We start from the raw sequence: 24,194 nt of genomic DNA, 5'->3' as shown, positions 1-24,194 counted from the left end.
GACAAAGGCTTATCAAATAGGCACAATCTGCGCCCTTGAATTTTGACTAGATTTTTTTCGGGAGTTTCAAATTGGCTAACATTAAGTCTGCTAAGAAACGCGCAATCCAAGCTGAGAAACGTCGCCAGCATAACGCTAGCCGTCGTTCAATGGTTCGTACTTACCTTAAGAAAGTAATCGCTGCCATTGCTGCTGGTGATAAAGAAGCTGCTACAGCTGCTTACACTACAGCTACTCCTTTGCTTGACCGTATGGCAACCAAAGGTTTGATCCACAAAAACAAAGCTGCTCGTCATAAGAGCCGTCTTGCTTCACAGATCAAAGCTCTGTAATTACGCGTTTTAGGTAATACATTAGAAAAAGCGCTTATGGCGCTTTTTTTATGCCTGTTTTTACCCTTTCCAAAACGACTATTGCACTAACCAATCGCTTATATCCAAAAGCAGTGAATTAGCCTGTCATCATTTATTCAAATAAACGTCACTAATCTGTCAATCCCCTAGGTTAACTTGCAAAACCCATAAACAAACTTAAATTTGTTGTTGCTTTAAATAGTAGCGAGGAACTTACTTTACTTGGTTTTTACTTCACGTTTATGGTGCGCGCATGAAAAAGCAATACAAAACAGTCTGGTTGTCAGATATTCATTTAGGTTGCAAAGATTGTAAAGCTGAGTATTTACTCGACTTCCTAAATAACCACCAATTTGAAACGATTTATTTGGTGGGAGACATTGTTGATATGTGGGCCATGAGTAAACAATTTCGTTGGCCAGACAGCCACAATCAGGTTTTACACAAAATTTGGCAATTATCTCAAACAGATACCACAGTCATATATCTCCCCGGAAACCATGACCAACCACTGCAAAAATACAACGGCATGGAGTTTGGCCATATCAAAGTCCTCCGTGAAACAATTCATGTTACCCAAGACGATAAAAAACTCTTAGTTTTACATGGTGACCAATTCGATGAGGAAGTATGTTTCGGACCATTTCATGCCTGGATTGGAGATAAAGCTTACGATTTATTATTGTTTATAAATCGTTGGTTTAACCGTATTCAAACCTTTCGCGGTAAACCCTATTGGTCCCTCGCAGGTCATATCAAAAAACATATTAAAGGCGCTAATTTAGCCATCGATAGATATAAACAAGCCTGCTGTAACAGAGCAAAAACTCACGGACTTGATGGCGTTATTTGTGGTCATATTCATCACCCAGAAATATGTTCAAAACGAGATGTTATTTATGTCAATGATGGGGATTGGATCGAAAATTGTTCAGCGCTAACTGAAAATGAAGAGGGCCATTTAGAATTAGTGTATTGGACAAATTTGGCTGAAAAAGCCCAAGTAATACCGATTAAACAGGCAGGTAAGTCGAAAAACTCACAAGCCGCTTAAAGCCATTGTCAGAAAACTTAACGTCACAAATTTGCAAGAAATGTGGCGTTAAATTGTCATATTTGCTAGGTAACATCCGCAAAAATGCAGATACATTTAGGTTTGAATATGTTCACTGTTGAAGACGTTATAAAAAAACATTATCCACAAGCAGAAAACAACCCTTGGTTATCAAAACCCCTACAATTCGCTTTGAGACATCTACTTCATGAAAAAGAGATGTTGGAATTTGGACAAACCTACCCAAACATCCAAGGCATAGATTTCATCGAACAAGTCTTAGCGTATTTCAATATCAGTTACTCAGTCAGAGATATTGAAAAAGAGCGTATTCCCAGTTCTGGGCGAGTGGTAGTAATAGCGAACCACCCTATAGGCTCGTTGGATGCCTTGGCGTTATTAAAACTATTATGTGAAATAAGACCAGACGTAAAAGTCGTAGCTAATCAAATGCTGATGACCTTAGATCCCCTGCAAGATATGTTGCTCCCAGTCAATAATATGCAAGGCGGTACGCCCAAAGAACATCTGCAAAATATTCATCAACACCTTAAACAAGAAGGGGCTGTATTAATCTTTCCTGCTGGCGAAGTGTCACGTCTACGCCCCCAAGGTGTCAGAGACACTCGCTGGAATTCAGGATTTTTAAAAATCGCGCGATCAACCAACTCCCCTATCCTGCCGACCTTTATTGATGCTAAAAACTCGCCTCTTTTTTATGGCGTATCCATGTTGTACAAACCATTAGCCACCGCACTATTGGTAAAAGAGATGTTTAAACAAAAGCGTAACCACTTACCCATTAGAATCGGCGAAATCGTGCCCGTAGAGTCATTCAATCACAATACCTTGACGCGCTCACAACATGTCAAACTGTTTAAAAAACACCTGTACAAAATCGCTTCGGGCAAACGTGGGGTATATAAAACCCAAACAGCAATTGCACCTCCTGAGGACCGTAAAGCCTTATCCAAAGCCATAAAAGCTGAATGCGAGTTATTGGGTGAAACCGGTGATGGCAAACTCATTTATTTGTATCAATATAAAAAATCGTCGCCCATTATGCGCGAAATAGGTCGATTGAGAGAAGTTGCCTTTCGAGCTGTGGGAGAAGGCAGCAATCGCCGTAGAGATATTGACAAGTTTGACAATCACTACCTACAACTCATTTTGTGGGATAGAGATGATCTAGAAATAGCTGGAGCTTATCGTATAGGAGATGCAAAAAGAATTGTCGAAAAATATGGTGTAGACGGGCTTTATTCAAGCACCTTGTTTAATTATAGAGACAGTATGCAGCCATATTTTGAGCAAGGTTTAGAGCTAGGCCGCAGTTTTGTACAACCTCGTTATTGGGGTAGACGTAGTTTAGATTATTTGTGGTATGGAATTGGGGCTTTTATTCAGAAAAACCCTCAATATCGCTATTTATTTGGCCCTGTGAGTTTAAGTAACACATACCCAAATGCCGCCAAGAACCTCATTGTGCAGTTTTATCAAATGTATTTCCCTTGCCAAACATGCCTAGCTAGTTCGAAGCTTCCGTTTGAAATGAGCGAACAACTCAACTCACCTTTTAGGGGGAAAGACTACAAAGAAGATTTCACAACCTTAAAGCATTTGTTGGCGAATATCGGCATGCTAGTGCCAACCCTATACAAACAATATTCTGAAACCTATGATGACAATGGCCTACAGTTTTTGGATTTTAATATTGACCCTGACTTTAACGACTGTATTGATGGCTTAGCATTAGGTGATATTTCAAAAATGAAAGCCAAAAAGCAAAAACGGTATTTGCAACAAGAGATCAAAAAAGCCAGCTAATGGATCAACATCAACTTATACACGCAGCAGTCAAGAAAGTGGGCTCTACTGGTACTTCTAAACCTAACAACTAAGCTGCGGATATTAACGATTCAGCATTGACTATTGCAACGGAATCGCTATATCGTTGCTGCTAAGTGAACTACTTAAGTTACTGAGTAGCTCTACGCTGATGTTAGGAGAAATACTTTGCTGCGCTTCTTATTTTTAATACCCATTGCGCTATTTTTGATTTGGATAATTTACCTAAAAACCCATGGCTATAGTTTAGATGATGGCAAAAAAGGATTTATTAAAATTCTGGTGATTTCCTTAGGGATTGCGGCCACCTATCTACTGTTAATGTGGATACTGTGAACATGCCCCTCATCTAAAGAACTTGCTGTTACAGGCTTTAGCGTTTACGTCACCCAAACAATTTATTTGACGCTTGTTACCAGCAACCTTTTGGCAAACGTTGCATTGATTGATTAATGCTTAACCGGCTACAGGCCGAGTCTTTTTTCTGGTTATTTTGCGCTGTCGCAGTTAATACAAAGGTTATTCCTCCTTTGTTTTCTGTCGCAAAAATATAGTGTTCAGAATTTTTTAATCCCAACTCTTCTGCATTTGCGTAACGACCATGAGTCAAGCGAAACTGTCCTTGCAAAAGGGTGCTTTCAAATAACTCATTTTGCGCCTGCTGTCTGCGAGACTTTAAAATATTACTGCTAAAAACGTTACCCGATACCGCGACCAGAATGGCAATGATAGCCAAGGTGATCATTAATTCAATTAAGCTAACTCCCTTGCTCATAAAACTGTACTCCATGTTTTTTAAATTTTCATATACTCAATATCAGTAAAGCACATGGAAAAATTCAAAGGGTATTGAAAGTGCGTATAAATCAAAAACATCAGTTTAAAAGGACTTCCTTTGAGGGGTTTACCATTTTGGAAGTCATGGTAGTGCTATCAATTATTGCGTTGCTTTCGGCAGTTGGAGCTCCGTCAATCATGCAAACCTTGCGTCACCAGCAATTAAAAGGCTCATTACAGACCAGCTACTTTTTATTGCAACAAGCGAAATCAACAGCCATAACTCAGAATAAAAAAGTAACCGTTCAATTTGAAAAAGGAAAAAACTGGTGCATAGCACTTAGTGATAGTGGTCCTTGTGATTGCCAATTGCATGCCACGTGCAAAGTAGATGAAATTGAATATCGGGTTTCCGCTGACGATTATCCAACGGTTTTATTTTCAGATATGACCATGGGAAAGGACCAAGCTATTATCTTCGATGGTGTGAGAGGAACAGCCATTGGCAATGCAGGTTCTGGCGTATTTAGTAATGGCAATGAAGCAGCCAAACTTATCGTCAGTAATTTAGGGCGCGTTAGAATTTGCATGCAACACGGACACTTAGGCGCGTTCCAAGCATGTTAAGTTCATTATCAAAGCAGCTCGGATTTTCACTCATTGAGTTACTCATTGCGATGACAATAGGCTTGGCTGCAGTATCGAGTTTAGCCGCATTTGTGGGTAACAGTGCAGCAACCAATAGCAAATTTTTGATGCTAATGCGCTTACAGGAAGAGCTCAATACAGTTGCAAATCTGATCTCTACGGATATACAAAGAGCAGGTTTTAATGCTGACATTAGCGCTGCAATAAAGAGTCCAGATATCTACCTAAGTCAATATCATCATCCTATTGTAATAGCCATGCACCCGAAAGAACCTGACAGTAGCTGCATTTTATATGCCTATGATAAAGACAAAAGTGGCATTATCAATATCGAAGGAAATAACGAAAACTATGGATTTCGACTCCGCAATAATGCTGTGGAAATGCGACAAGATGGTGCCGACTGTGCAGCCGGTGGTTGGCAGGATCTTACAGATAGCAGTGTAACTCATGTGGATGAGTTACGATTCACTATCATTTTCACCTCCCAATCCACAGTGGCGATTCGCTTGCATTTAGCTGCTTCGGTGAAACAGGACAGCAAGCTCAGTAGGCAGATAGTTCGAGATGTGTTTCTGCAGAGTCAATACGATGTATAAATTTTCTCCTGCAAGGCAAGTGGGCGCAATAATGTTAGCAACAGTCACATTGCTGCTTCTCCTTAGTTCAACCATCTTGGCTTATTCAGCAAAAATCAGCATGGCTAAAAATAGAATTAGCCTAAACACACAAAACCATGTAACTGCGGAAAATTTGGCGGCAATGGGAAGCTTCCAGTTGCTATCCCAAATTAGCGAGCAGCCATTGGAGAAGCTAAGTGAACAAACCCTAATGATAAAAGGCCAGGGACAAATTGTAATTGACATGCAGAACACCCAAACCGAACGCTTTAATCAGCAAATGCATATCATTGAAATTCGCTCCAAAGGGACTTCGGTAGATAACTTAGCCACTGTAAATTTGTCCCAGCTTGTAATCTCTTACCCGTTACTCCGTACTTTACCTAAAGCACCACTAATAGTCGGTAAGTCTTTGTCTATCGAAAGCAAATTAACCTTAGTCGCCGACCCTAACGGTGCAGGAACTGGGTTACCCTTGTCCCTATGGATGGCAAATGAGTTAGATATGGCAACGTTAGAACTGGTGAGCTGTCAGTTGTATGAATATTTAACTAACGACTGTGAAGTATCGCCTTTAAGTGGAGAACATAACAAAAACAGTGACATCATTGATAATCCCGACACTTTTCCCAATGATATTTTTGCTTATCTAACTAACTTACCTGCTAAATACAGAACACAGTTTATGGATGAAGCCGATAAGGTTATTTCTCGTTGTGAGGATCTTAGCCGTGCAAATTCAGGCTTAATATGGGTAAAAGGCAATTGTAAGCTTTTAAAAGACACCACAGTAGGTACAACTGAAGACCCTGTCATGTTGATTGTGGATAAAGGCAGTTTAACTTTCGCTGACAATACAAAAATCGTGGGGATGGTAATGATGTTGACCCCCTTAGACTCTATTTTAGCTGCGCAAATCCATGTTAATGGTGCAGCAGTGATTGATGGAGCCTTGATTGCAACAGAGTCAATTGCCGTTAACAATCAGCCGTTAACAATCAAATACAATGCTGATGTCATAAATAATTTCCATCAAGATCCAAACAATTGGCGAATTGCCCGTGTACCTAGCAGCTGGCGAAACTTCTAATGGCTCAAGATAACCATATACGACTCACTGTAAACTATGGCTTTTCACTTATCGAAGTGATGATAGCCTCTTTAATACTCCTTGTAGGAGTAACCGGCTTCGCCACAATGCAAACTCATATAATGACTTCTAAACAGTCCTTAGACATGCATGCCACTGCGGTGCAAATTGCAAAACAAAAAATGATTGAGCTAAGATATTTTGAGCAAAATAGAAAGTCTGAATTTATACAGAACTTTCAATCTATCGCCGACGATCAAGGCGGAATTTCTCATTCCGGTGAAATGGAAATAGTCGAAAATACTCACACTGAAAATACCCTAAAATTTAAGCAACACTGGCAAGTAAGGGATCAATATTTTGTTGATTCAGATGAAGATGGTAAAGCTGATAAGTGGGTTACCAGTGAGTCTGAGATTGCACCTTCACCATTACCGCTATTGCCTGCTAGAAAGGAAGTTAACATTCAGGTTAGTTGGATGGATGAAAAAGGTGATTCGAAAAAATATGAGTTAACCAGTTTTATTGCTCCAATTCCTACCCATAGGAGTTACCACGCTTTTAATAAGACTGTAGATTCTGAAGTAACCCCTGAACGACAAATACCATTAACGCCTTATAAAGCGCAAATGTTCCATAAAATAGATAAAAGCACACTACAAACCAGTCATCCTATCCAACTCGATAAGCGACAACCAATTAGTCGGCTGGATACATTTAAGCTTGTTTACGATGAAGATCCCAAACTCAGAACAGTGCAACAACAAAGAGAATTAGTTTTTAGCCAATGTCGATGCAAATTATCTGTAAATAGTATCGCTAAGACACCGGCCCAAATTATAATTGATGCAAACCAACTTAACGTTCAGTCTGGCAAATGGATAAGCAAAATGACAGGTATACCAGAGCCTGGGCAATCGCCGTTGTGTTCCTCTTGTTGCCGGGATCACCATGATTCAGAGGCAATGTTAGAAGAACAAAATTACTATAGAGAAGAATCTGGTTCGCCACATAAACATTACAAATTAACAGTTGATGGAAAATACCTTAAGGCAATTAATAGCGGTGACCAATACGATGAGCTATGCCGATTTCAGAGGGTAAATGGAGAGTTCGAAATATTAGCGGATTTGCAGTCTTTGCAAACTATCGCTTTTCTTAAAAATCAAATGACAACAGTATTCAACTCCGAGTATCAAAAACACGTTTCAGACTTGCTTAAAAATTATATTTTAGGCAAAGATCTCCCCGTATCACCATTGGAAAAAACGGTGACGCTTGTGCCTTCTGCTGCGCCATTGGAGTTAAGAAGCCTCTATATAGAAAGGCTTACAGAAGAACACAAAGTAACACTTCAACACATGATCTTAAAAGGCGACTCTGATTGGCTGAAACTCACTCCATTTTTAGATGTCGAATTAACCATGCATGCTGATTGGAACAGCGGTGACGAAGCGGTTGCCCAAATCACGAATCAACCAAGAGAAACTACCTTTTCTCCTAAAGACCAACTATATGCTTCTTATAGCAAAGGGCGATTAGTTGCACTCGCTGCAGGAAACACAAAGCTAACCAATACCCTAAACAGAGGTAACGAGGGACTTACTGGCTCTCCAGCAATTTCTGTGTTTAATCAATCTCAAGCTACTTCAAGTAGCCCCATACAGCTAAAAGTAAAAGAAGTTAACATGCATGGTCTAGTTGTAGACATATATTGTGTATCGTTAGAAGCTGATCTCGAGAAGCCCTGCTCTGGTACTCAAATGCTGGAGTTGAATAAACTAAAAGTTACCCCCGAGAAGGAAGGCTTTAACTGCACTACTGAAATAATAGCTCAACCAAGTACAAGCTTTTTCAATTGCTCAATGGTTCCTAATGGTTGGATAGGCACTATTACTGTAGATAGCAGCCTGTTAGAGGCAAAGGTAAGTCTATTTTGGAAAGATCCCAGCGGTAAGCTCACACCAGGCAATAACTTGGGTCTAGTAAACCCCATAACCGCAACATCACACTCTGAGTATTGGCTGATAGTAGAATTTAGCAGTTAATCTGAATATTGCTTTTTTAGCTTATATTCTAACTCTTGAAAATTCAGCAATTGAATTAAAGACAGAAAAAAGGCCAGTGTCACTGGCCTTTACAAATTAATTTAAAAACAATAATTTATTGTATATAAACTTCAATATCTGCATTTGCTTTCAATGCTTCGATTAGGTTAGTAATTTCTATTTGCGAGTGCATTTGCCCTAATTGACGTTGCATTACTGAAAGTTGCTCTGCTGAATATGCTTCCGAGCTATTTACATGATTCAACTGAACTACACTGATGTCACCGTTAGTTAACTCAACCACCGCTTTGTTTTGCTCTTCGTTGAGGGCCAACTGAAACACCTTGTCAACTACTGCCGCAGGGACGTCACTACCAAAACGAGTAAGGTCAGCTTGCAACTCCCAGCCGATATTTTTTTCTGTGAGTTTATCTGTTATATCAGAGCCGTTTTCTAACTCTGCTAACACCGATTGTGCCCAGACTTTCGCAGCTTCCTGCGCTTTTTGAGCCGTGAGTTGAACAACAATCTCTGGCTTAACTTCCTCTAATGACTTGGTACGCTCTGGTTCATGCTCTTTAACACGAATGATCATCACATTATTTTCACCAATGGAGATCACTTCACTGTTGACTCGATCACCAATTAACTCATCTGAGAAGGCTTGATTAACGACTAACGGACTGGAAACTTCAGTTGGCGGAGCGCTTTTAGTAAACAACGCTGTAGATTTTACTTCAGTGTCTAATGCATCTGCTACTTCGATTAAATCGTTTGGCATTTCAAACGCCAGTTCTGCAGCCGTATTTTGCAATATGAAAAACTCTTCAACTGCTTTTTCACGTCTAACCTGCTCTGCCAATGTGTCTTTGACCTCAGCAAAAGGAGTAACTTGTTGATCTTTAATATCCGTAAGCTTGATAATTTGTAAACCAAAATCTGATTCAACAATATCGGTAATGTCACCAACATTTTCTAAATTAAATGCTGCATCTTCAAACTCTTCGTCCATGTCTCCACGTCCGATATAATCAAGATCACCACCATTTTCGGCTGAAAAGGCATCATCAGAAACTTCAGACGCTACCATCGCAAAATCTTCACCGCTACGTAAGCGTGTTAACGTGGCTTCAGCTTTCTCTCTAGCTGCATCTTCATCTTCACCAAACTCAATAAGAATAAGTGAAAGCCTTCTCTGTTCTTCAGTTTGGAAATCATTTGAAGAACGATTGTATAAGTCTTCTACTTCTTCATCGGTAACGTCAATTCCTGCCATCAAATCATCGGCGTTAAGCTCAATATATTCTAAGCTTACTTTTTCTTGGGTATCAAACTGAGTCAGGTTTTGTTGATAATAAACTTCAATATCCTGATCACTAATTTCAACGGAATCAGAAAAACCGCTAGATGCAACGGTGAAGTATTGAATATCTCTAGTCTGAAATTGCAAAGCAAGAATTTTAGAGGCTTCAGACTCAAGGCTAAACTCGCTGCCTAACATCGCACTGACAAACTGCTGACGTGTCATTTCGCTGCGTAAATAGTCTTTAAACGTACTAGGTTGAAAACCAATTTGACGCAATGTAGCTTTGAATCGTTCATTATCAAAAGACTGTCCAACCTGAAATTCAGGCATACTCGCAATGCTTTTAAGAACTTGTTCTTCACTAACACGCAAACCAAGTTCTTCGGCTGCTTGCTCCATCAATTTATCGGCAATTAATCTGTCGATAATATTTTTGCGAAACTGACTTAAATAAGCGCTATCGGCAGCTAGTATGCTGAAACTTTCTCCGTATTGCGCTTCCATTCTTGCACGTTCATTTTGATACGCACGATCGAATGTCGTTTGGGAAATTTCACTTCCATTTACTGATGCAGCCGCATTACTAGATGAAGATACATAACCACCAACGCCCGCGAAGACGAAACTTAAAATAACTAAACCTAGGATCACAATAGCCCAAGTGCCTTGGGATCCTTCTCTAATTTTTTCCAACATATGCGTCTTTTATCTCCGACGGACTAATGAATTCAACCGTATTAAATTTTTTCAAACGGTAATAAAGCGGCAGGATTATAACGTGAAAATTGGTTTGATCACCAGTGATATACCCAAGTAAACGGAATTCAGTCAAGGTTTATTTTGATTCCATCACAATTATCTGGATCCGAAGCCCGATTACCTAATATGTAACGAATAAACCATTGGGATTTGTTCGTTGCAGTATTGCTATATTACACATACAAAAAGGGCGATGATTTCTCATCGCCCTTTTTTAAAAAGACTAAAATTCTTAGTTACAAGAATCTTTAAGAGCTTTACCTGCTTTGAAAGAAGGTACTTTCGCTGCAGCAATCTGGATAGTTTCACCAGTTTGCGGGTTACGACCACTTCGAGCTGAGCGCTCACGAACTGAGAATGTACCAAAGCCAACTAGCGCTACTTGATCGCCGTCTTTAAGAGCTGCAGTAACTGCATCGGTAAATGAATCAAGAGCACGACCAGCAGCTGCTTTAGAAATATCTGCACCAGCAGCAATACTATCGATTAGTTGAGACTTGTTCACAATAGATCCCCTTCATTTGTTTTTATTTATTGTTCCGTACATTTTTTATTACGGTGACGTTATAGCAAGCTTAATTTATAATTTCAAGCATTGATTTACAATTTATTTACACTTAATGAATCGTCTCAATCCCTTTTGTGATAAGGCTTCTGACGAATCTGTTCTAAAGGCTACCATATCTTTTAACTTAGTGAAGCCCTAAACTTCAAAAAATATAAAAAAAATAGCCGTTATTGGCTATTTTTTCTTCGATTGTGCTTTTTCAGTGCTAAAACCTTCAGGATTCTCCTGCAATGCCAAGCTTAAAACTTCATCAATCCACTGCACAGCGTGAATATCTAAGTCTTGCTTAACGTTGTCAGGAATCTCTTCTAGGTCACGCTCGTTATCTTTAGGAATGACGACTGTCTTAATTCCACCACGATGAGCAGCAAGTAACTTTTCTTTTAAACCACCAATGGCGAGCACTTCGCCACGAAGCGTAATTTCACCAGTCATTGCCACTTCAGCTTTAACCGGATTACCTGTTAACGATGAAACTAACGCCGTGCACATGGCAATACCAGCACTTGGGCCATCTTTCGGTGTCGCGCCTTCAGGAACGTGAACATGTATGTCCCGTTTTTCATGGAAATCTTCATTTATGCGTAATTTTTCAGCACGACTGCGAACCACTGTCATTGCCGTCTTAATTGACTCAAGCATTACGTCACCCAAAGATCCCGTAAAGGTTGTTTTACCCTTACCAGGTACTGAGGTTGTCTCAATTGTTAGTAAGTCGCCTCCTACTGACGTCCACGCAAGACCAGTGACTTGACCTATTTGATTACTACCCTCAGCTTTTCCGTAGTCAAAACGTTGCACACCTAAGAAGTCTTTGAGATTTTCTTGGTTAGCAACGACTTGTTTTAAAGATTTGTCGAGTAAGATGTTTTTCACTGCTTTACGGCAAATTTTGGAAATCTCTCGCTCTAAACTACGTACACCGGCTTCACGAGTGTAATAACGAATAATACCGATAATGGCAGAGTCTTCGATTACCAACTCACCTTTTTTAAGTCCATTTCGAGACATTTGTTTTTCAACAAGGTGACGGGTCGCAATATTTAGCTTCTCGTCTTCTGTGTAGCCTGATAAGCGAATAACTTCCATACGATCCAATAAAGGGCCAGGAATGTTCATACTGTTTGACGTTGCAACGAACATCACATCTGATAAATCGTAATCCACTTCTAAATAATGATCGCTGAATGTGCCATTTTGCTCAGGATCTAACACCTCAAGTAAAGCTGAGGAGGGATCACCACGCATATCAGACGACATTTTGTCGATTTCATCGAGTAAAAATAGTGGGTTTTTAACCCCTACTTTAGCCATTTTTTGGATTAATTTTCCTGGCATTGAGCCGATATAGGTTCGTCTATGTCCACGAATTTCAGCTTCATCGCGCACACCACCAAGGGCCATTCTCACGTATTTACGGCCAGTTGCTTTAGCAATTGACTGCCCGAGTGAGGTTTTACCTACACCAGGAGGCCCAACTAAACATAAAATAGGTCCTTTAAGCTTTTTCACACGCTGTTGAACGGCTAAATACTCTAGGATTCGTTCCTTCACTTTTTCCAAACCATAATGGTCGGAGTCAAGAATATCGTCTGCTTTGGCTAAATCTTTTTTAACCGCACTACGTTTATGCCAAGGGACATTAGCGAGCCAATCAATATAGCTTCTCACCACAGTAGCTTCAGCCGACATAGGAGACATCATTTTAAGCTTGCGTAGCTCAGCTGTTGCCTTATCCTTCGCCTCTTGAGGCATCTTAGCATCTTCAATTTTTTTGGCTAACGCTTCAAATTCGTCAGGAGTCTCATCAAGCTCGCCCAATTCTTTTTGAATGGCCTTCATTTGCTCGTTTAGATAATATTCACGCTGACTTTTTTCCATTTGCTTCTTAACCCGAGTACGGATTTTTTTCTCTACTTGAAGCAAATCAATTTCATTTTCCATGAGCGCCATCAAATACTCTAAGCGTTCGTTAACGCCTTCCATTTCGAGTACTTTTTGCTTTTCAGACAATTTCAGGGGCATATGCGCGGCCATTGTGTCTGCTAAGCGAGCCGCTTCTTCAATACCACTAAGAGAGGTTAGTACCTCTGGTGGGATCTTTTTGTTGAGTTTAACGTAACCTTCAAACTGAGAAATGGCAGAGCGTATCAATACTTCCTGCTCGTTCTCAGCAACCTCTTGATCTTCTTTACGCACAACCTCTGCCACAAAAAAATCATCAGTTTGTAAAAAGGTTTGAATTTGACCTCTAACATTCCCTTCAACTAACACCTTTACAGTGCCGTCAGGTAGCTTTAGAAGTTGTAATATGGTCGCGATGGTACCAACTTGATACACATCCTCGGTTTCTGGCTCATCTACGCCAGCGTCTTTTTGGGCAACCAAGAAAATCTGCTTATCTTTGTCCATTGCTGCTTCTAAACAACGGATAGATTTTTCTCTGCCAACGAATAATGGAATAACCATGTGGGGATACACCACCACATCACGCAATGCCAATACTGGCATTTCAATGCGATCAACTCGCTCATCTGTCATGCTACATCTCGTTTTAGTTAACTGCTAGAAAGGTATTGATTATGTATATGGGGTTAACACAGTAAAGTTCAATTGAATAACATTACGATACTATGAATTCTTATTCAATTTATATTTTTGTCTTTAAAAATCATAATGTTAAATAAACTCATAATAAAAAAATAATTTACCTACTGATAATCGAATGAGGTTTACTTAGAAGTAATCGATGAAGATTAGGAGGGGCGCACGCTTGATGAAGTGATATACAACAATAAAGGCTCCGAAGAGCCTTTAAATTTCAATATAGATTATTCTGATGCAGCTTTTTTATCGCCACTGTCGTAAATAAGAATCGGTTTAGACTCGCCTTTGATAACCGTTTCATCAATGACGACTTTACTCACACCTGTCATCGACGGTAAATCATACATGGTTTCTAGCAAAACACCTTCCACGATAGAGCGTAGTCCACGGGCACCGGTTTTGCGTTCCATTGCTTTGGCAGCAATTGCATGTAAGGCATCTTCACGGAACTCTAACTCTGTATCTTCCATAGCGAACAACGCACCATATTGCTTAGTAAGGGCGTTTTTAGGCTCTTGCAGAATTTGAATTAATGCTTCTTCGTTTAACTCTTCTAAACTAGTTAGAACTGGTAAACGACCAATAAACTCTGGAATCAATCCATATTTAACCAAGTCTTCAGGTTCTACTTTTTTGAATAATTCGCTGGCAGCTTTTTTGTCATCTTTATTTTTGACCGTAGCGCCAAATCCAATACCTGAACCTACAGCTGCACGCTGCTCAATCACTTTATCTAGACCGGCAAAGGCACCGCCACAGATAAATAAGATCTTAGAGGTATCAACTTGTAAAAACTCTTGTTGTGGATGCTTACGCCCACCTTGAGGGGGAACTGAAGCAATAGTCCCTTCAATCAGTTTCAATAATGCCTGCTGAACACCTTCACCTGAAACATCGCGGGTAATCGAAGGATTATCTGATTTTCGAGATATTTTATCTATTTCATCAATGTAAACGATACCACGTTGTGCTTTTTCCACATCGTAATCACACTTTTGCAGTAACTTTTGAATAATGTTTTCAACATCTTCACCCACGTAACCCGCTTCGGTTAGCGTAGTCGCATCTGCCATGGTAAAAGGTACATCCAATAGTCTTGCAAGTGTTTCAGCAAGCAGAGTTTTACCACTACCGGTTGGCCCGATAAGCAAAATGTTACTCTTACTTAACTCAATTCCGTTGTGCACATCACCGCTTCGTAGTCGCTTATAGTGATTATAAACCGCAACAGACAAGACTTTTTTAGCATGTTCCTGACCAATTACATATTCATCTAGGTGACTATGTATTTCTTTCGGTTTAGGTAATGCATCTTGCTTTTTCTTCGGTGAAATTTCTTTAATTTCTTCGCGAATAATATCGTTACAAAGTTCGACACACTCGTCACAAATGAACACCGAAGGTCCAGCGATAAGTTTACGCACTTCGTGCTGACTCTTACCGCAGAACGAGCAATACAATAGCTTGTTGTCGCCGTCTGTGTTTTGCTTATCACTCATTTAACAATTGCCCCTTCCATTTCGTCATATCGTTTTGTATTTGACTATTTAACTCATATTGACGATATGAGCTATACGATATACTACTTAAATTACTATTTGGTATTTAGCGCATCTGCTCGACTTGTCAACACTTGGTCGATCAAACCGTACTCTTTTGCTTCAGAAGCACTTAAAAAGTTGTCTCGGTCAGTGTCTTGAGAAACTTTCTCATAATCCTGACCGGTATGTTCAGCCAACAAACGATTCAACTTCTCTTTAATAGACAGGATTTCTTTAGCATGTATTTCAAAATCTGATGCTTGTCCTTGAAATCCACCTAATGGTTGGTGAATCATCACCCTAGAGTTAGGTAAACAATAACGCTTACCTTTGGCTCCACCTGATAACAAGAATGCGCCCATGCTGGCGGCTTGCCCTACACATACAGTACTCACATCAGGTTTAATAAAGTTCATAGTATCATATATGGCCATACCGGCAGTAACAGAACCACCTGGAGAATTAATATATAAAAATATATCTTTTTCTGGGTTTTCAGCTTCTAAAAATAGCATCTGCGCTACGATTAAGTTAGCCATATGGTCTTCAACTTGACCAACCAAGAAAATGACATTCTCTTTTAACAGTCTAGAATAGATATCGTAAGAGCGCTCACCCTTTGCAGTTTGTTCTACTACCATGGGGACAAGTGCGTTGAGTGGATCGATTGGATTATTCAACATAAAATTACTTCTTCAAAAATAAAAATGCTCGGTAATTACCGAGCATTTAATCAGGTGCTGACTATTGAAGTCAATTACCAAAGGCTTAAATTACTGTTGTTTGTTCATGATATCGTCAAAAGCGGTGTCAACTTCTTTAACTTTAGATTGACTTAGAACCAACTCAACTGCTTGCTCTTCAAGGGCAACGTTTTGAATTTGCTGTAGTAATTCATTATTTGTTTTGTAGTACTCAATAACTTCTGATGGATCTTCGTATGCAGAAGCAGTAGTTTCAATTAACTGCTCAACTTTTGCGTCATCTACTTTAATTTCATTGGTTTTAATGATTTCGCCTAAAATAAGACCAATTGAAACGCGACGTTTAGCATTTTCTTCGAACAAATCAGCTGGTAATTCAGGCATATTTGCAGTATTGCCACCTGATTGTTGTTGGAAACGTTGCTTCGCTTGTTCACGTAAAGCTTCAATTTCTTGTTCAAGAAGTGCTTTAGGAACTTCAATGCTGTTTTGCTCAAGCAAACCAGAAATCACATCTTCTTTTAATTTAGCTTTAAGAGTTTGATCAAGTTCGCGTTGCATGTTTTTACGGACTTCTGCTTTGAGGTCTTCAATATTGCCGTCTTCGATACCGAACAACTTAGCAAACTCTTCATCGACTTTCGGTAGCTCTAAACCTTCAACCTTAGTAACAGTGATAGCGAACTCTGCATCTTTACCTTTAAGGTTTTCAGCATGGTAATCTTCAGGGAAAGTTACTTTAGAAACAACTTCTTCACCTTTCTTAGCACCAACAAGTGGCTTTTCGAAACCAGGAATCATGCGATCTTTACCAAGCTCTAAGGGAAAGTCTTCAGCTTTTCCACCGTCGAACTCTTCACCATCGATAGTACCAACAAAGTTGATAGTTACTCGATCATCTTTCTTCGCTTTACGCTTAACTTCTTTCCAGTCAGCGTGTTGCTTGCGCAAAGTATCCATCATGTTATCAAGATCTTTGTCGTTAATTTCAACAACAGGCTTTTCGATCTCAATTTTATCGATACCTTGAACTTCTAGTTCAGGATAAATTTCAAAAGAAGCAACGAATTCTAGATCTTCACCGTCTACATCTTTTTTCATTTCGAAGCTAGGCATACCCGCTGGGTTCAATTTTTCTTGTACCACTGCTTCGTAGAAGTTACGTTGCATGGCTTCACCAGCTACTTCTTGACGAACCGCTTGACCAAAGCGTTTTTTAATTACAGTGACTGGCACTTTTCCTGGGCGGAAACCATTAATACGTTGGGTTTTAGCCAACTGCTGTAAGCGTGACTTTACTGCTGAATCAATAGAATCAGCAGGAACAGATATGGTTAAACGGCGCTCTAGGCCTTGTGTCGTCTCGACTGAAACTTGCATTATTATTCCTCAACTATGCGTCACATAACGCGTAATTCGAACTCGCAGCAACTGATAAATAACGTTTTAGTTTGATGTATTTATTTAATGTAAAAACAACAGGCTATTTTAGATACCAATACTGCCGTATGGTGCGGACCTTGTTGGTCCACCTCGGTTAAAAAAGACGCGACAGTATACAGGCTGAGAGTTGTATAGTCGAGGGTAAAAATTAATTTAAATGGTCTGATTTATATGTGTACTAAAATTGTTCGAAAAACAAAGGCGCCACTGCTTAAAGTTTTCGCCTCAGGGGAAACCCTAACCCTGATTGCATAACAGCTTAATATGTGGAATATTAAATTTAGAAAAGTGACTATATCCCCGAGCCCAATTTGAACCCAAGAGATATGCTTTTGCATCATTTACGATGCATATTAACGATTGCTGGTGCGAAACATATTAGTATGTTTCATCCCCAATTTAATTGGAAATCAGATCGCGTATCTGCGAGTTCCGTTGAGCCCATTCCGCAACTCTCAAACACTGAAATCAGTTTATTTAATACTAAACAAACAATACGAGAATCGACAGAAAAAGAATTAATAATCAAACAGATAGATGAAAAAAACATACTAATTCAAGCCTCTGATTTAATTTCCACCAACATAGGCGGTTTAGCTCATAATGACACTGATGCTACTTTGTCAAAACCAACGCTTTCTCGTCGCACCCCGATAAAGCCTTTTAACCGCGATCAGTTTTATTTTATAAAAATAGAATTTAGTCACACTTTACCATCTTGGTTATTACCACCTAACAATAGTTTAGACGGGTCGAACTCAACATATGCGGCATTTGAACAGTTAATTGTCTCTGCTGGTATGCAAAGCAAATTAATCAGTGACTATGTGTTTTTACTGTCCGACCCCCTCACTAATTTATGCTCTAGGTCGGTTCTACAAAGTAAAATTGCTCAACTTAGCCAATCCTATTCCATTGGTTTGGTGATGGTTCACTGTATTGACTTTCATCAAATCAATAAAAAATTTGGGCATCAATTTGGTGATAACGTCATTCAAGAGATCGCCAGTAACCTCAATGATATAACACGCGACGGAGACATTTTATGTCGATTTGGTGGTGCACTTTTCGGGGTTGCATTTCCTGTTAATGAACAAACTGATGTCGCCAGCCTCGCAAAAAAACTACAGCGAAGTTTACAGCAAAAACAATATTTAGATGGTGCAATCAACTTGCTTTTCGATTTAGGTGCAGCAATTGTCGAGCACAATCCACAAGTTGGTAGCGAAAGTGAGAGTGCTAACACGTTAATTAATCGCGCGGATCAAGCGTTAAAAGTTGCCCAACAAGAAAATCAGCCTTCGATAATTACCTGGCACAAAGATGATTTTAATTTGTATCAGCAACAGTTTAATTATTTAGGTGGAATTTTCACCGCCGACACTGTCACTGATTACCGTAACATGTTGTTATTATGGGATATATCCTCACTAATAGCTGACAAGTTTAACTTTTCACAATTGTCCCAAAGTGTGGTGCAACGTTTAGCCCAAACCTTCGATTTTATGTGTGCCGGGATAGTGAGCAATGAAGAGCAAAACCAAAATGAATTTAAATATTCAATAGATTCCAATGATAACGCAATACCCTTAACGAATAAGGACCGTGCATTTTTAGCTGAAATCAAGCAAATGCAAGAAGTAGCGATTGAAAGTCGCAAGCCGTCTGAGCGATACATGGGCAATATACTTCTATTAGTTTTACCCCTTGAAATTGAAACCCAAGATTGCTTTTTCATTTGTGGGAATGCAGAGCGATTTGAAGTGAAACACGATACCAAAGTTCTTCTGTCCGGTTTGACTCGGCAACTTGGTAAAGCGCTGCGCAGAAGTCGTTTAGAAGAAGAGCTGAATAGAAAATTAGAAAGTCAAAACGAACAACTACAAATTGAATTGGCGCAATTAAAAGAAGGTCTACAAGTCAGCAGTATTATTTATCGCTCTCAGGCTATGGAAAACTTGATGCGCCATGCTAAACGTGCGGCGCTAACCGACACAACAGTATTAGTGACAGGTGAAAGTGGCACGGGTAAAGAACGATTAATCAATGCGTTACACCAAATGGGAAATCGCAAAGACAAAGCCTTGGTGATAGTAGATTGCGGATCTATTCCCGAAACATTGATTGAATCTGAGTTATTTGGGCACGTTAAAGGAGCGTTTACCGGAGCGCAAAATACAACTTCAGGAAAAGTGTTAGATGCCAATGGCGGCGTTTTGGTACTAGATGAAATTGGCGAACTGCCCCTTAATATGCAAACTAAACTGTTGCGCTTTGTTCAAGAAAAACACTTTACCCCCGTAGGCGGAAATAAAGTCATCAATGTTGATGTAAAAATTATTGCGGTTACCAATCGAGATTTGGCCCAAGAAGTAGAACTCGGTCGTTTTCGTAAAGATTTATACTACCGATTAAATGTTCTGACCTTACATAATCCGCCTTTACGCGAAAGAGTCGAAGATATTGCATTATTGGCAACTCACTTTTTGAAGAAGTTTGCTGAACAATTTAAAGTTGAAAAACGCACTTTAGCGCCAGAAACACTTGAAAAAATGATGCATTATCCTTGGCCTGGTAATATTCGCGAGCTGGAAAATCGTTTGATGCAAGCGACATTGCTTAGTGAGAACAGTACTATCGATTGGGAGCTATTGAATATTCATGATAATGGTTTCGAAAATTCAACGCCCCATATCGTCCCCCCTCAAACCACACAAATTGACCTCCCCCCAAATACGTCGTTGACTTCTCACCACCAGAGTAAAACATCCATAAAACCAGCAGCGCTGGAAGAGCCTAGTTTTACGGCCGCTCAACCTTCAACAATTGTGCAGCCAAATGAACAATATTCTGTAAAAAAGATCAATCCCGAGCTGTATTTTTCTGAGTTGTTAGAAATATTCAAACACATGTTGGCAACCTCAGGACAACATCCTAAGTTTTTTAATGCTCCCTTTGGCATCTGGATTGAAGATGAATTAATTTTAAAAACGTATTTAGCGACTGACCGCAAGATGCGACTAACCGCTGCTAGATTATCCATATCGCAAAGTACAGCGCGTAGAAAAGTCGACAAAATTCTAAAGGACATAGATGAGGGTTCATTAGAGCGTCCAGCGGACTGGAGTCAATTTAGTGAAGTATTGATGCCTATTGCTACTGGAGGTGTCCACATAGCCAATTGTGTGGCCAAGATAAAACTACTCGTTCTAGAAGCAATTTTACATACGCCGGTTTATAGCATGGCCCAGGCGGCTGAAATGTTAGGGGTGAGTGAACCCACATTTTATAAGCTAAAACGTGAACTAGATAGCGCTGATTAACAGTCTTTAAATCACAAATAATCAGCTAACGATAACCCGTAAAATAAGCATAGAATGTACCATGCAGTTGACGCCTACCTAGTTTGATTTGAAACACGATTTAGCTTCAAATAATCTTATCGACGGCGCGATTTAATATCTAGAATTTTCGAATCTTTAGTTAGATTTGTTTGTACAATTCGCACATAACCCTCATCAATGACGTTATCGATATTCTGGGTCAGAGTGTTCATGATACCTACGGGTGGCATTTCTTTTGATTGAATAATCCCAGTCCATTGATTCCGCCCAGATTCTTTGGACTTGTACAAAGCATTATCTGCCAATAGATGCACCTGCTCCCAACCTAGCGAGTCGGGGTAATGGTGAGAAAACGGATAAATACTATAGCCAATTGAACAAGAAAGGTGCATTTTTTGCTTGAGGTCAATGTCAAAACCGTAACCGGCAATTTTACTTCTTAAACGCTCAGCTAAAAGCTCAATTTCCTTAACTTCTTCAACTCTGCCCATCACTAAAAATTCGTCCCCCCCCCAACGTATTACGGTATCAGACTTACGGCATACCGCTTTTAATAAATCACTTACCTGACAAATGACTTTATCACCAGCATCATGACCATAAGTATCATTAATGGGTTTGAAGCCGTCTAAGTCAAACATAAGGAAAAACAATCTTGGTCCACTGTCTGCATCGAACTTTCCAGAGTTGAGTGATTGTTCAAAATCACGGAAAACACTCGCGCACTGCTGCTCCACAATACTATTTAAATAGCGCCTGTTATGCAGTCCGGTTAATTGATCAGTGACACTTGCGTTGAGTAACTGCTCATTAACTTCGCGTAACTCTGTCGTTCTACTTTTCACTTCTAACTCAAGTTCATGACGATAATTTGCTTCTTTAGCCAATTTGTTAATATAAGAGCGATAGACTAAATACATTACACCTAGAAGCAATAGACCATAAATAGTATAAGCCCACCACGAATACCAAGGTGCGGGCAGTACGGTAAGAGCCACATCAGCACCTTGTTCATTCCAAAGGCCGTCGTTGTTAGACGCTTTCACTCTAAATAAGTAATTTCCTGCCGGCAGGTTGGTGTAGGTAGCCTTTCGAATATCCCCGGCTTCAATCCAGTCATTATCAAATCCTTCTAATTTATATAAATAACGATTATTAGTAGGAGACGCGAAGTCTAATCCAGCAAATTCAAAAGCAATCAAATAATCTTTATGAGAAATTTGAATATGGTTACTTTTTTGTCCAGAAGAGTCCAACGCAAAGACTTCATTCAACTTTTGGAATTTGGTCAAAACAACCGGGGGAACATGTTGATTAGGCGCAATTTGTGAAGGATAAAACGAGGTTGCCCCGTTGGTTCCGCCAAAATAAAGTTTGCCACTTTTTGACTGGTAGTAGGCTCCATTGTTAAACTCATTACCTTGTAAACCGTGAGAACTATCGTAATTTAGAAGTTCAAAAGTTTCGGGATCCAGCTTACTAATGCCTCGATTGGTGCTTAACCATAAGAACCCAGATTCGTCTTCTAGAATGCCAAAAACACTGCTACTCGGTAAACCTTCATAACGAGAAATCCGTTCGAACTCAAATTTTCCTAACTTTCGATTCTCAGCGGAAAGTTTTGCAACACCAGCGCCTCGGGTACCAATCCAAATGTTTTCTTTTGAGTCTTCAAAAATCGTCCAGACTTCTTGACTACCTAAGGAGGTTGGATCATCCATTTCATTTGGGATCCGCATAGCAGTGCCCGTCGTAGGGTTGAATATATTTAAGCCGGCTCCCCAAGTACCAATCCACAATAGACCATTTTTGGCCTTGTAAAGGGTCATTAACCTATTACTGCCTATGGTCTGCAAATCGGTATCATCGGATAAATACCGAGTGAACGTTTGGCTTTTAATATCGAACAGATTCAATCCACCACCAAAAGTAGTAAGCCAAAGTTTGTTATTCCCTGCTGATTTAATCGATGTGACACCAGGAGCGGACAAAGCCTGAGGGTTTGTTTTATCTGCTGCATAATGAGTAAAGGTCATTGTTCGAGTATCAAGCATACTCATTCCTTGGTCTTGATAACCGATATATAGCTGATCACCATTTTCAGAAAACAGGGACATAACAGTATTGCTACGTAATGTATTATTGTCATTTTCATTGGCTACAAAATGTTGGATATCGCCAGTCTCAACATTTAACAGATCTAAACCACCTATAGACCCAATCCATATCTGATTGTCTCGACCATCAAAAAATGTATTAATGTAACTACCGCTTAAGCTTTTCGATTTATCAGCCCCCTCACGAATATGATCAAAGTTAGATGTTGCGGTATTCCACTTGTTCAAACCTTTAATACTACCTACCCAAAACACATTGCCTCGGTCTTGAAATAAATAGGTTAGCTTGCCATCAGAAAGGCTGTAGGGATTTTGCTTTTCAGGCTCAATATGCAAAAAAGTTTGGTTATCATTTTCCAATCTAAACAGGCCGTCAGAGGTTGCGAACCAAACTCGATCACTGCGATCTTGGTAGATATGATTAATTTTTTGTTCAATTAACGCCTCAGGTCTCCACACCCTTGAGACACCCTCCCCTACATCCGAAAACGTAATAGCTGTCACGCCACTGTCACCACCCAACCAAAGCCTTTGCTGGTTATCTATAGTTAGGGTTTTTATTTGTTCAGATTGAACACCAGTGAGGCTATTCATTTCAATTGCATCGACGAGAACCTGATAGTTACTGGTATCAAGTTTGATAACCCCGAGGCCTGAAGCCGCTACCCACAAATTGCCTTGATGATCTTCGGCAATACTTTGAATAATAAATTTCTTTGATTCATCAGAGGTAATCGGCACATTAGTAAAATCATCGGTTGCTGGATTATATATATTTAATCCTTTGTCACTGCCAAGCCAAATTTGGTTTTTCGATGAATGGTACAACACTCTAACCGTATCTGAATTTATACTGTTGCTATCATTCGCCTGAAATCGATAGTGCTTGAAGGTTTGCGTACCTTTATCAAAAACATTAACACCATTGCGTGTACCAATCCAAAGCATGTTTTCTTGGGGTTCGATGATTGAATATATCCAGTCAGAGCTTAAGGATTCTTTATTTCTTGAACTGTAAGTGAAAACTTTAAATTGATAACCATCATATCGATTTAGTCCTTCTTGAGTCCCAAACCACATGTAACCTTCGGAATCTTGAAATGCGGTTAATATATTTTCTTGGGATAGACCCTGATCTAAGGTAATTCGTTGAAATTTAATATTTTCATTGTCTGCTATTGCGTTAAACGCACTAACTATTGCTAACAAAGCAAGAACTATTTGCAAAGTTAAATGTTTAACTGGCATCAATGACTTCATGTATCCATTTTATCCTAATTGTTGAACATCTGAGCATCATAGGTGCCCTACACAGCTTGAGCAACTAAAATTAACACGCCTTTATCTAAAACAGCCAAGCTGCACTT

The 24,194-nt window shown here is 39.6% G+C and carries 16 protein-coding genes; 8 read left to right on the top strand and 8 right to left on the bottom strand.

Features of this window, described 5'->3' with window-relative positions; genetic code table 11:
• Positions 1 to 71: 71 nt before the first annotated feature.
• The 3 genes from rpsT to AB6T38_RS00370 all read left to right on the top strand — a co-directional run bounded on the left by rpsT (position 72) and on the right by AB6T38_RS00370 (position 3,234).
• A complete protein-coding gene (gene rpsT, locus AB6T38_RS00380; RefSeq protein WP_303474411.1) occupies positions 72 to 332 on the top strand; it encodes a 30S ribosomal protein S20 in 261 nt (86 codons plus the stop codon).
• A 274-nt stretch (positions 333 to 606) separates the two neighbouring features.
• Positions 607 to 1,407 (top strand): UDP-2,3-diacylglucosamine diphosphatase, encoded by an 801-nt coding sequence (locus AB6T38_RS00375; protein ID WP_372545289.1) that lies wholly within the window; start codon positions 607 to 609, stop codon positions 1,405 to 1,407.
• Positions 1,408 to 1,515: 108 nt separating this feature from the next.
• Positions 1,516 to 3,234, top strand: a complete 1,719-nt coding sequence (locus AB6T38_RS00370) for a GNAT family N-acyltransferase (RefSeq protein WP_372545288.1) — start codon at positions 1,516 to 1,518, stop codon at positions 3,232 to 3,234.
• A gap of 433 nt (positions 3,235 to 3,667) precedes the next feature.
• Here the strand turns inward: AB6T38_RS00370 and AB6T38_RS00365 are convergent, their stop codons facing one another.
• Positions 3,668 to 4,030 carry a type IV pilin protein gene (locus AB6T38_RS00365; RefSeq protein ID WP_372545287.1) on the bottom strand — a complete coding sequence of 121 codons (363 nt, stop codon included), beginning with the start codon at positions 4,028 to 4,030 and terminating at the stop codon, positions 3,668 to 3,670.
• Positions 4,031 to 4,110: 80 nt separating this feature from the next.
• Here AB6T38_RS00365 and AB6T38_RS00360 point away from each other — a divergent pair, with 80 nt between their 5' ends.
• From AB6T38_RS00360 to AB6T38_RS00345, 4 genes are read left to right on the top strand one after another with little or no spacing between them, the layout of a single operon-like run.
• Positions 4,111 to 4,659 (top strand): GspH/FimT family pseudopilin, encoded by a 549-nt coding sequence (locus tag AB6T38_RS00360; RefSeq protein WP_372545286.1) that lies wholly within the window; start codon positions 4,111 to 4,113, stop codon positions 4,657 to 4,659.
• Positions 4,653 to 5,279, top strand: a complete 627-nt coding sequence (locus tag AB6T38_RS00355) for a prepilin-type N-terminal cleavage/methylation domain-containing protein (protein WP_372545285.1) — start codon at positions 4,653 to 4,655, stop codon at positions 5,277 to 5,279. Before AB6T38_RS00360 ends, AB6T38_RS00355 begins: the two co-directional genes overlap by 7 nt.
• Positions 5,280 to 5,310: 31 nt before the next feature.
• Positions 5,311 to 6,390, top strand: coding sequence for a hypothetical protein (locus AB6T38_RS00350; protein WP_372545284.1), 1,080 nt, complete (start codon positions 5,311 to 5,313; stop codon positions 6,388 to 6,390).
• Positions 6,390 to 8,438, top strand: coding sequence for a prepilin-type N-terminal cleavage/methylation domain-containing protein (locus AB6T38_RS00345; RefSeq protein WP_372545283.1), 2,049 nt, complete (start codon positions 6,390 to 6,392; stop codon positions 8,436 to 8,438). Before AB6T38_RS00350 ends, AB6T38_RS00345 begins: the two co-directional genes overlap by 1 nt.
• Before the next feature lie 115 nt (positions 8,439 to 8,553).
• On the opposite strand, the gene AB6T38_RS00340 is transcribed toward AB6T38_RS00345, so the two are convergent.
• The 6 genes from AB6T38_RS00340 to tig all read right to left on the bottom strand — a co-directional run bounded on the left by AB6T38_RS00340 (position 8,554) and on the right by tig (position 17,303).
• Positions 8,554 to 10,440, bottom strand: a complete 1,887-nt coding sequence (locus tag AB6T38_RS00340) for a SurA N-terminal domain-containing protein (protein ID WP_372545282.1) — start codon at positions 10,438 to 10,440, stop codon at positions 8,554 to 8,556.
• 295 nt (positions 10,441 to 10,735) lie between these two features.
• Positions 10,736 to 11,008 (bottom strand): nucleoid-associated protein HU-beta, encoded by a 273-nt coding sequence (hupB, locus tag AB6T38_RS00335; protein WP_008844220.1) that lies wholly within the window; start codon positions 11,006 to 11,008, stop codon positions 10,736 to 10,738.
• Between the two features lie 237 nt (positions 11,009 to 11,245).
• The gene (lon, locus tag AB6T38_RS00330; protein ID WP_372545281.1) at positions 11,246 to 13,612 is read right to left on the bottom strand and encodes an endopeptidase La; all 2,367 of its coding nucleotides are present in this window, start codon (positions 13,610 to 13,612) and stop codon (positions 11,246 to 11,248) included.
• Positions 13,613 to 13,902: 290 nt separating this feature from the next.
• Positions 13,903 to 15,177 carry an ATP-dependent protease ATP-binding subunit ClpX gene (gene clpX, locus AB6T38_RS00325; protein ID WP_348492494.1) on the bottom strand — a complete coding sequence of 425 codons (1,275 nt, stop codon included), beginning with the start codon at positions 15,175 to 15,177 and terminating at the stop codon, positions 13,903 to 13,905.
• Positions 15,178 to 15,272: 95 nt separating this feature from the next.
• Complete coding sequence (gene clpP / locus AB6T38_RS00320) at positions 15,273 to 15,902, bottom strand: ATP-dependent Clp endopeptidase proteolytic subunit ClpP (RefSeq protein WP_372545280.1); 630 nt, start codon at positions 15,900 to 15,902, stop codon at positions 15,273 to 15,275.
• A 90-nt stretch (positions 15,903 to 15,992) separates the two neighbouring features.
• A complete protein-coding gene (tig, locus tag AB6T38_RS00315) occupies positions 15,993 to 17,303 on the bottom strand; it encodes a trigger factor (RefSeq protein WP_372545278.1) in 1,311 nt (436 codons plus the stop codon).
• A gap of 395 nt (positions 17,304 to 17,698) precedes the next feature.
• On the opposite strand from tig, the gene AB6T38_RS00310 reads away from it, so the two are divergent.
• Positions 17,699 to 20,689 (top strand): sigma 54-interacting transcriptional regulator, encoded by a 2,991-nt coding sequence (locus AB6T38_RS00310; RefSeq protein ID WP_372545277.1) that lies wholly within the window; start codon positions 17,699 to 17,701, stop codon positions 20,687 to 20,689.
• 116 nt (positions 20,690 to 20,805) lie between these two features.
• Here the strand turns inward: AB6T38_RS00310 and AB6T38_RS00305 are convergent, their stop codons facing one another.
• The gene (locus AB6T38_RS00305) at positions 20,806 to 24,087 is read right to left on the bottom strand and encodes a two-component regulator propeller domain-containing protein (RefSeq protein WP_372545276.1); all 3,282 of its coding nucleotides are present in this window, start codon (positions 24,085 to 24,087) and stop codon (positions 20,806 to 20,808) included.
• Between the last annotated feature and the right edge of the window lie 107 nt (positions 24,088 to 24,194).

This window comes from Aliiglaciecola sp. SL4, from assembly GCF_041538045.1.
Taxonomy (GTDB): domain Bacteria; phylum Pseudomonadota; class Gammaproteobacteria; order Enterobacterales; family Alteromonadaceae; genus Aliiglaciecola.
Note: the sequence above shows the minus strand (reverse complement) of the source record. Positions and strands in the feature narration are given on the sequence as shown.

What these genes read in the sequence shown, in the direction of transcription:
- AB6T38_RS00340 (WP_372545282.1), bottom strand. Translation starts at nt 10,440, where the DNA reads ATGTTGGAAAAAATTAGAGAAGGATCCCAAGGCACTTGGGCTATTGTG.
- AB6T38_RS00355 (WP_372545285.1), top strand. Translation starts at nt 4,653, where the DNA reads ATGTTAAGTTCATTATCAAAGCAGCTCGGATTTTCACTCATTGAGTTA.
- AB6T38_RS00305 (WP_372545276.1), bottom strand. Translation starts at nt 24,087, where the DNA reads ATGAAGTCATTGATGCCAGTTAAACATTTAACTTTGCAAATAGTTCTT.
- AB6T38_RS00375 (WP_372545289.1), top strand. Translation starts at nt 607, where the DNA reads ATGAAAAAGCAATACAAAACAGTCTGGTTGTCAGATATTCATTTAGGT.
- AB6T38_RS00365 (WP_372545287.1), bottom strand. Translation starts at nt 4,030, where the DNA reads ATGAGCAAGGGAGTTAGCTTAATTGAATTAATGATCACCTTGGCTATC.
- clpX (WP_348492494.1), bottom strand. Translation starts at nt 15,177, where the DNA reads ATGAGTGATAAGCAAAACACAGACGGCGACAACAAGCTATTGTATTGC.
- tig (WP_372545278.1), bottom strand. Translation starts at nt 17,303, where the DNA reads ATGCAAGTTTCAGTCGAGACGACACAAGGCCTAGAGCGCCGTTTAACC.
- lon (WP_372545281.1), bottom strand. Translation starts at nt 13,612, where the DNA reads ATGACAGATGAGCGAGTTGATCGCATTGAAATGCCAGTATTGGCATTG.
- AB6T38_RS00345 (WP_372545283.1), top strand. Translation starts at nt 6,390, where the DNA reads ATGGCTCAAGATAACCATATACGACTCACTGTAAACTATGGCTTTTCA.
- AB6T38_RS00350 (WP_372545284.1), top strand. Translation starts at nt 5,311, where the DNA reads ATGTTAGCAACAGTCACATTGCTGCTTCTCCTTAGTTCAACCATCTTG.
- clpP (WP_372545280.1), bottom strand. Translation starts at nt 15,902, where the DNA reads ATGTTGAATAATCCAATCGATCCACTCAACGCACTTGTCCCCATGGTA.
- AB6T38_RS00370 (WP_372545288.1), top strand. Translation starts at nt 1,516, where the DNA reads ATGTTCACTGTTGAAGACGTTATAAAAAAACATTATCCACAAGCAGAA.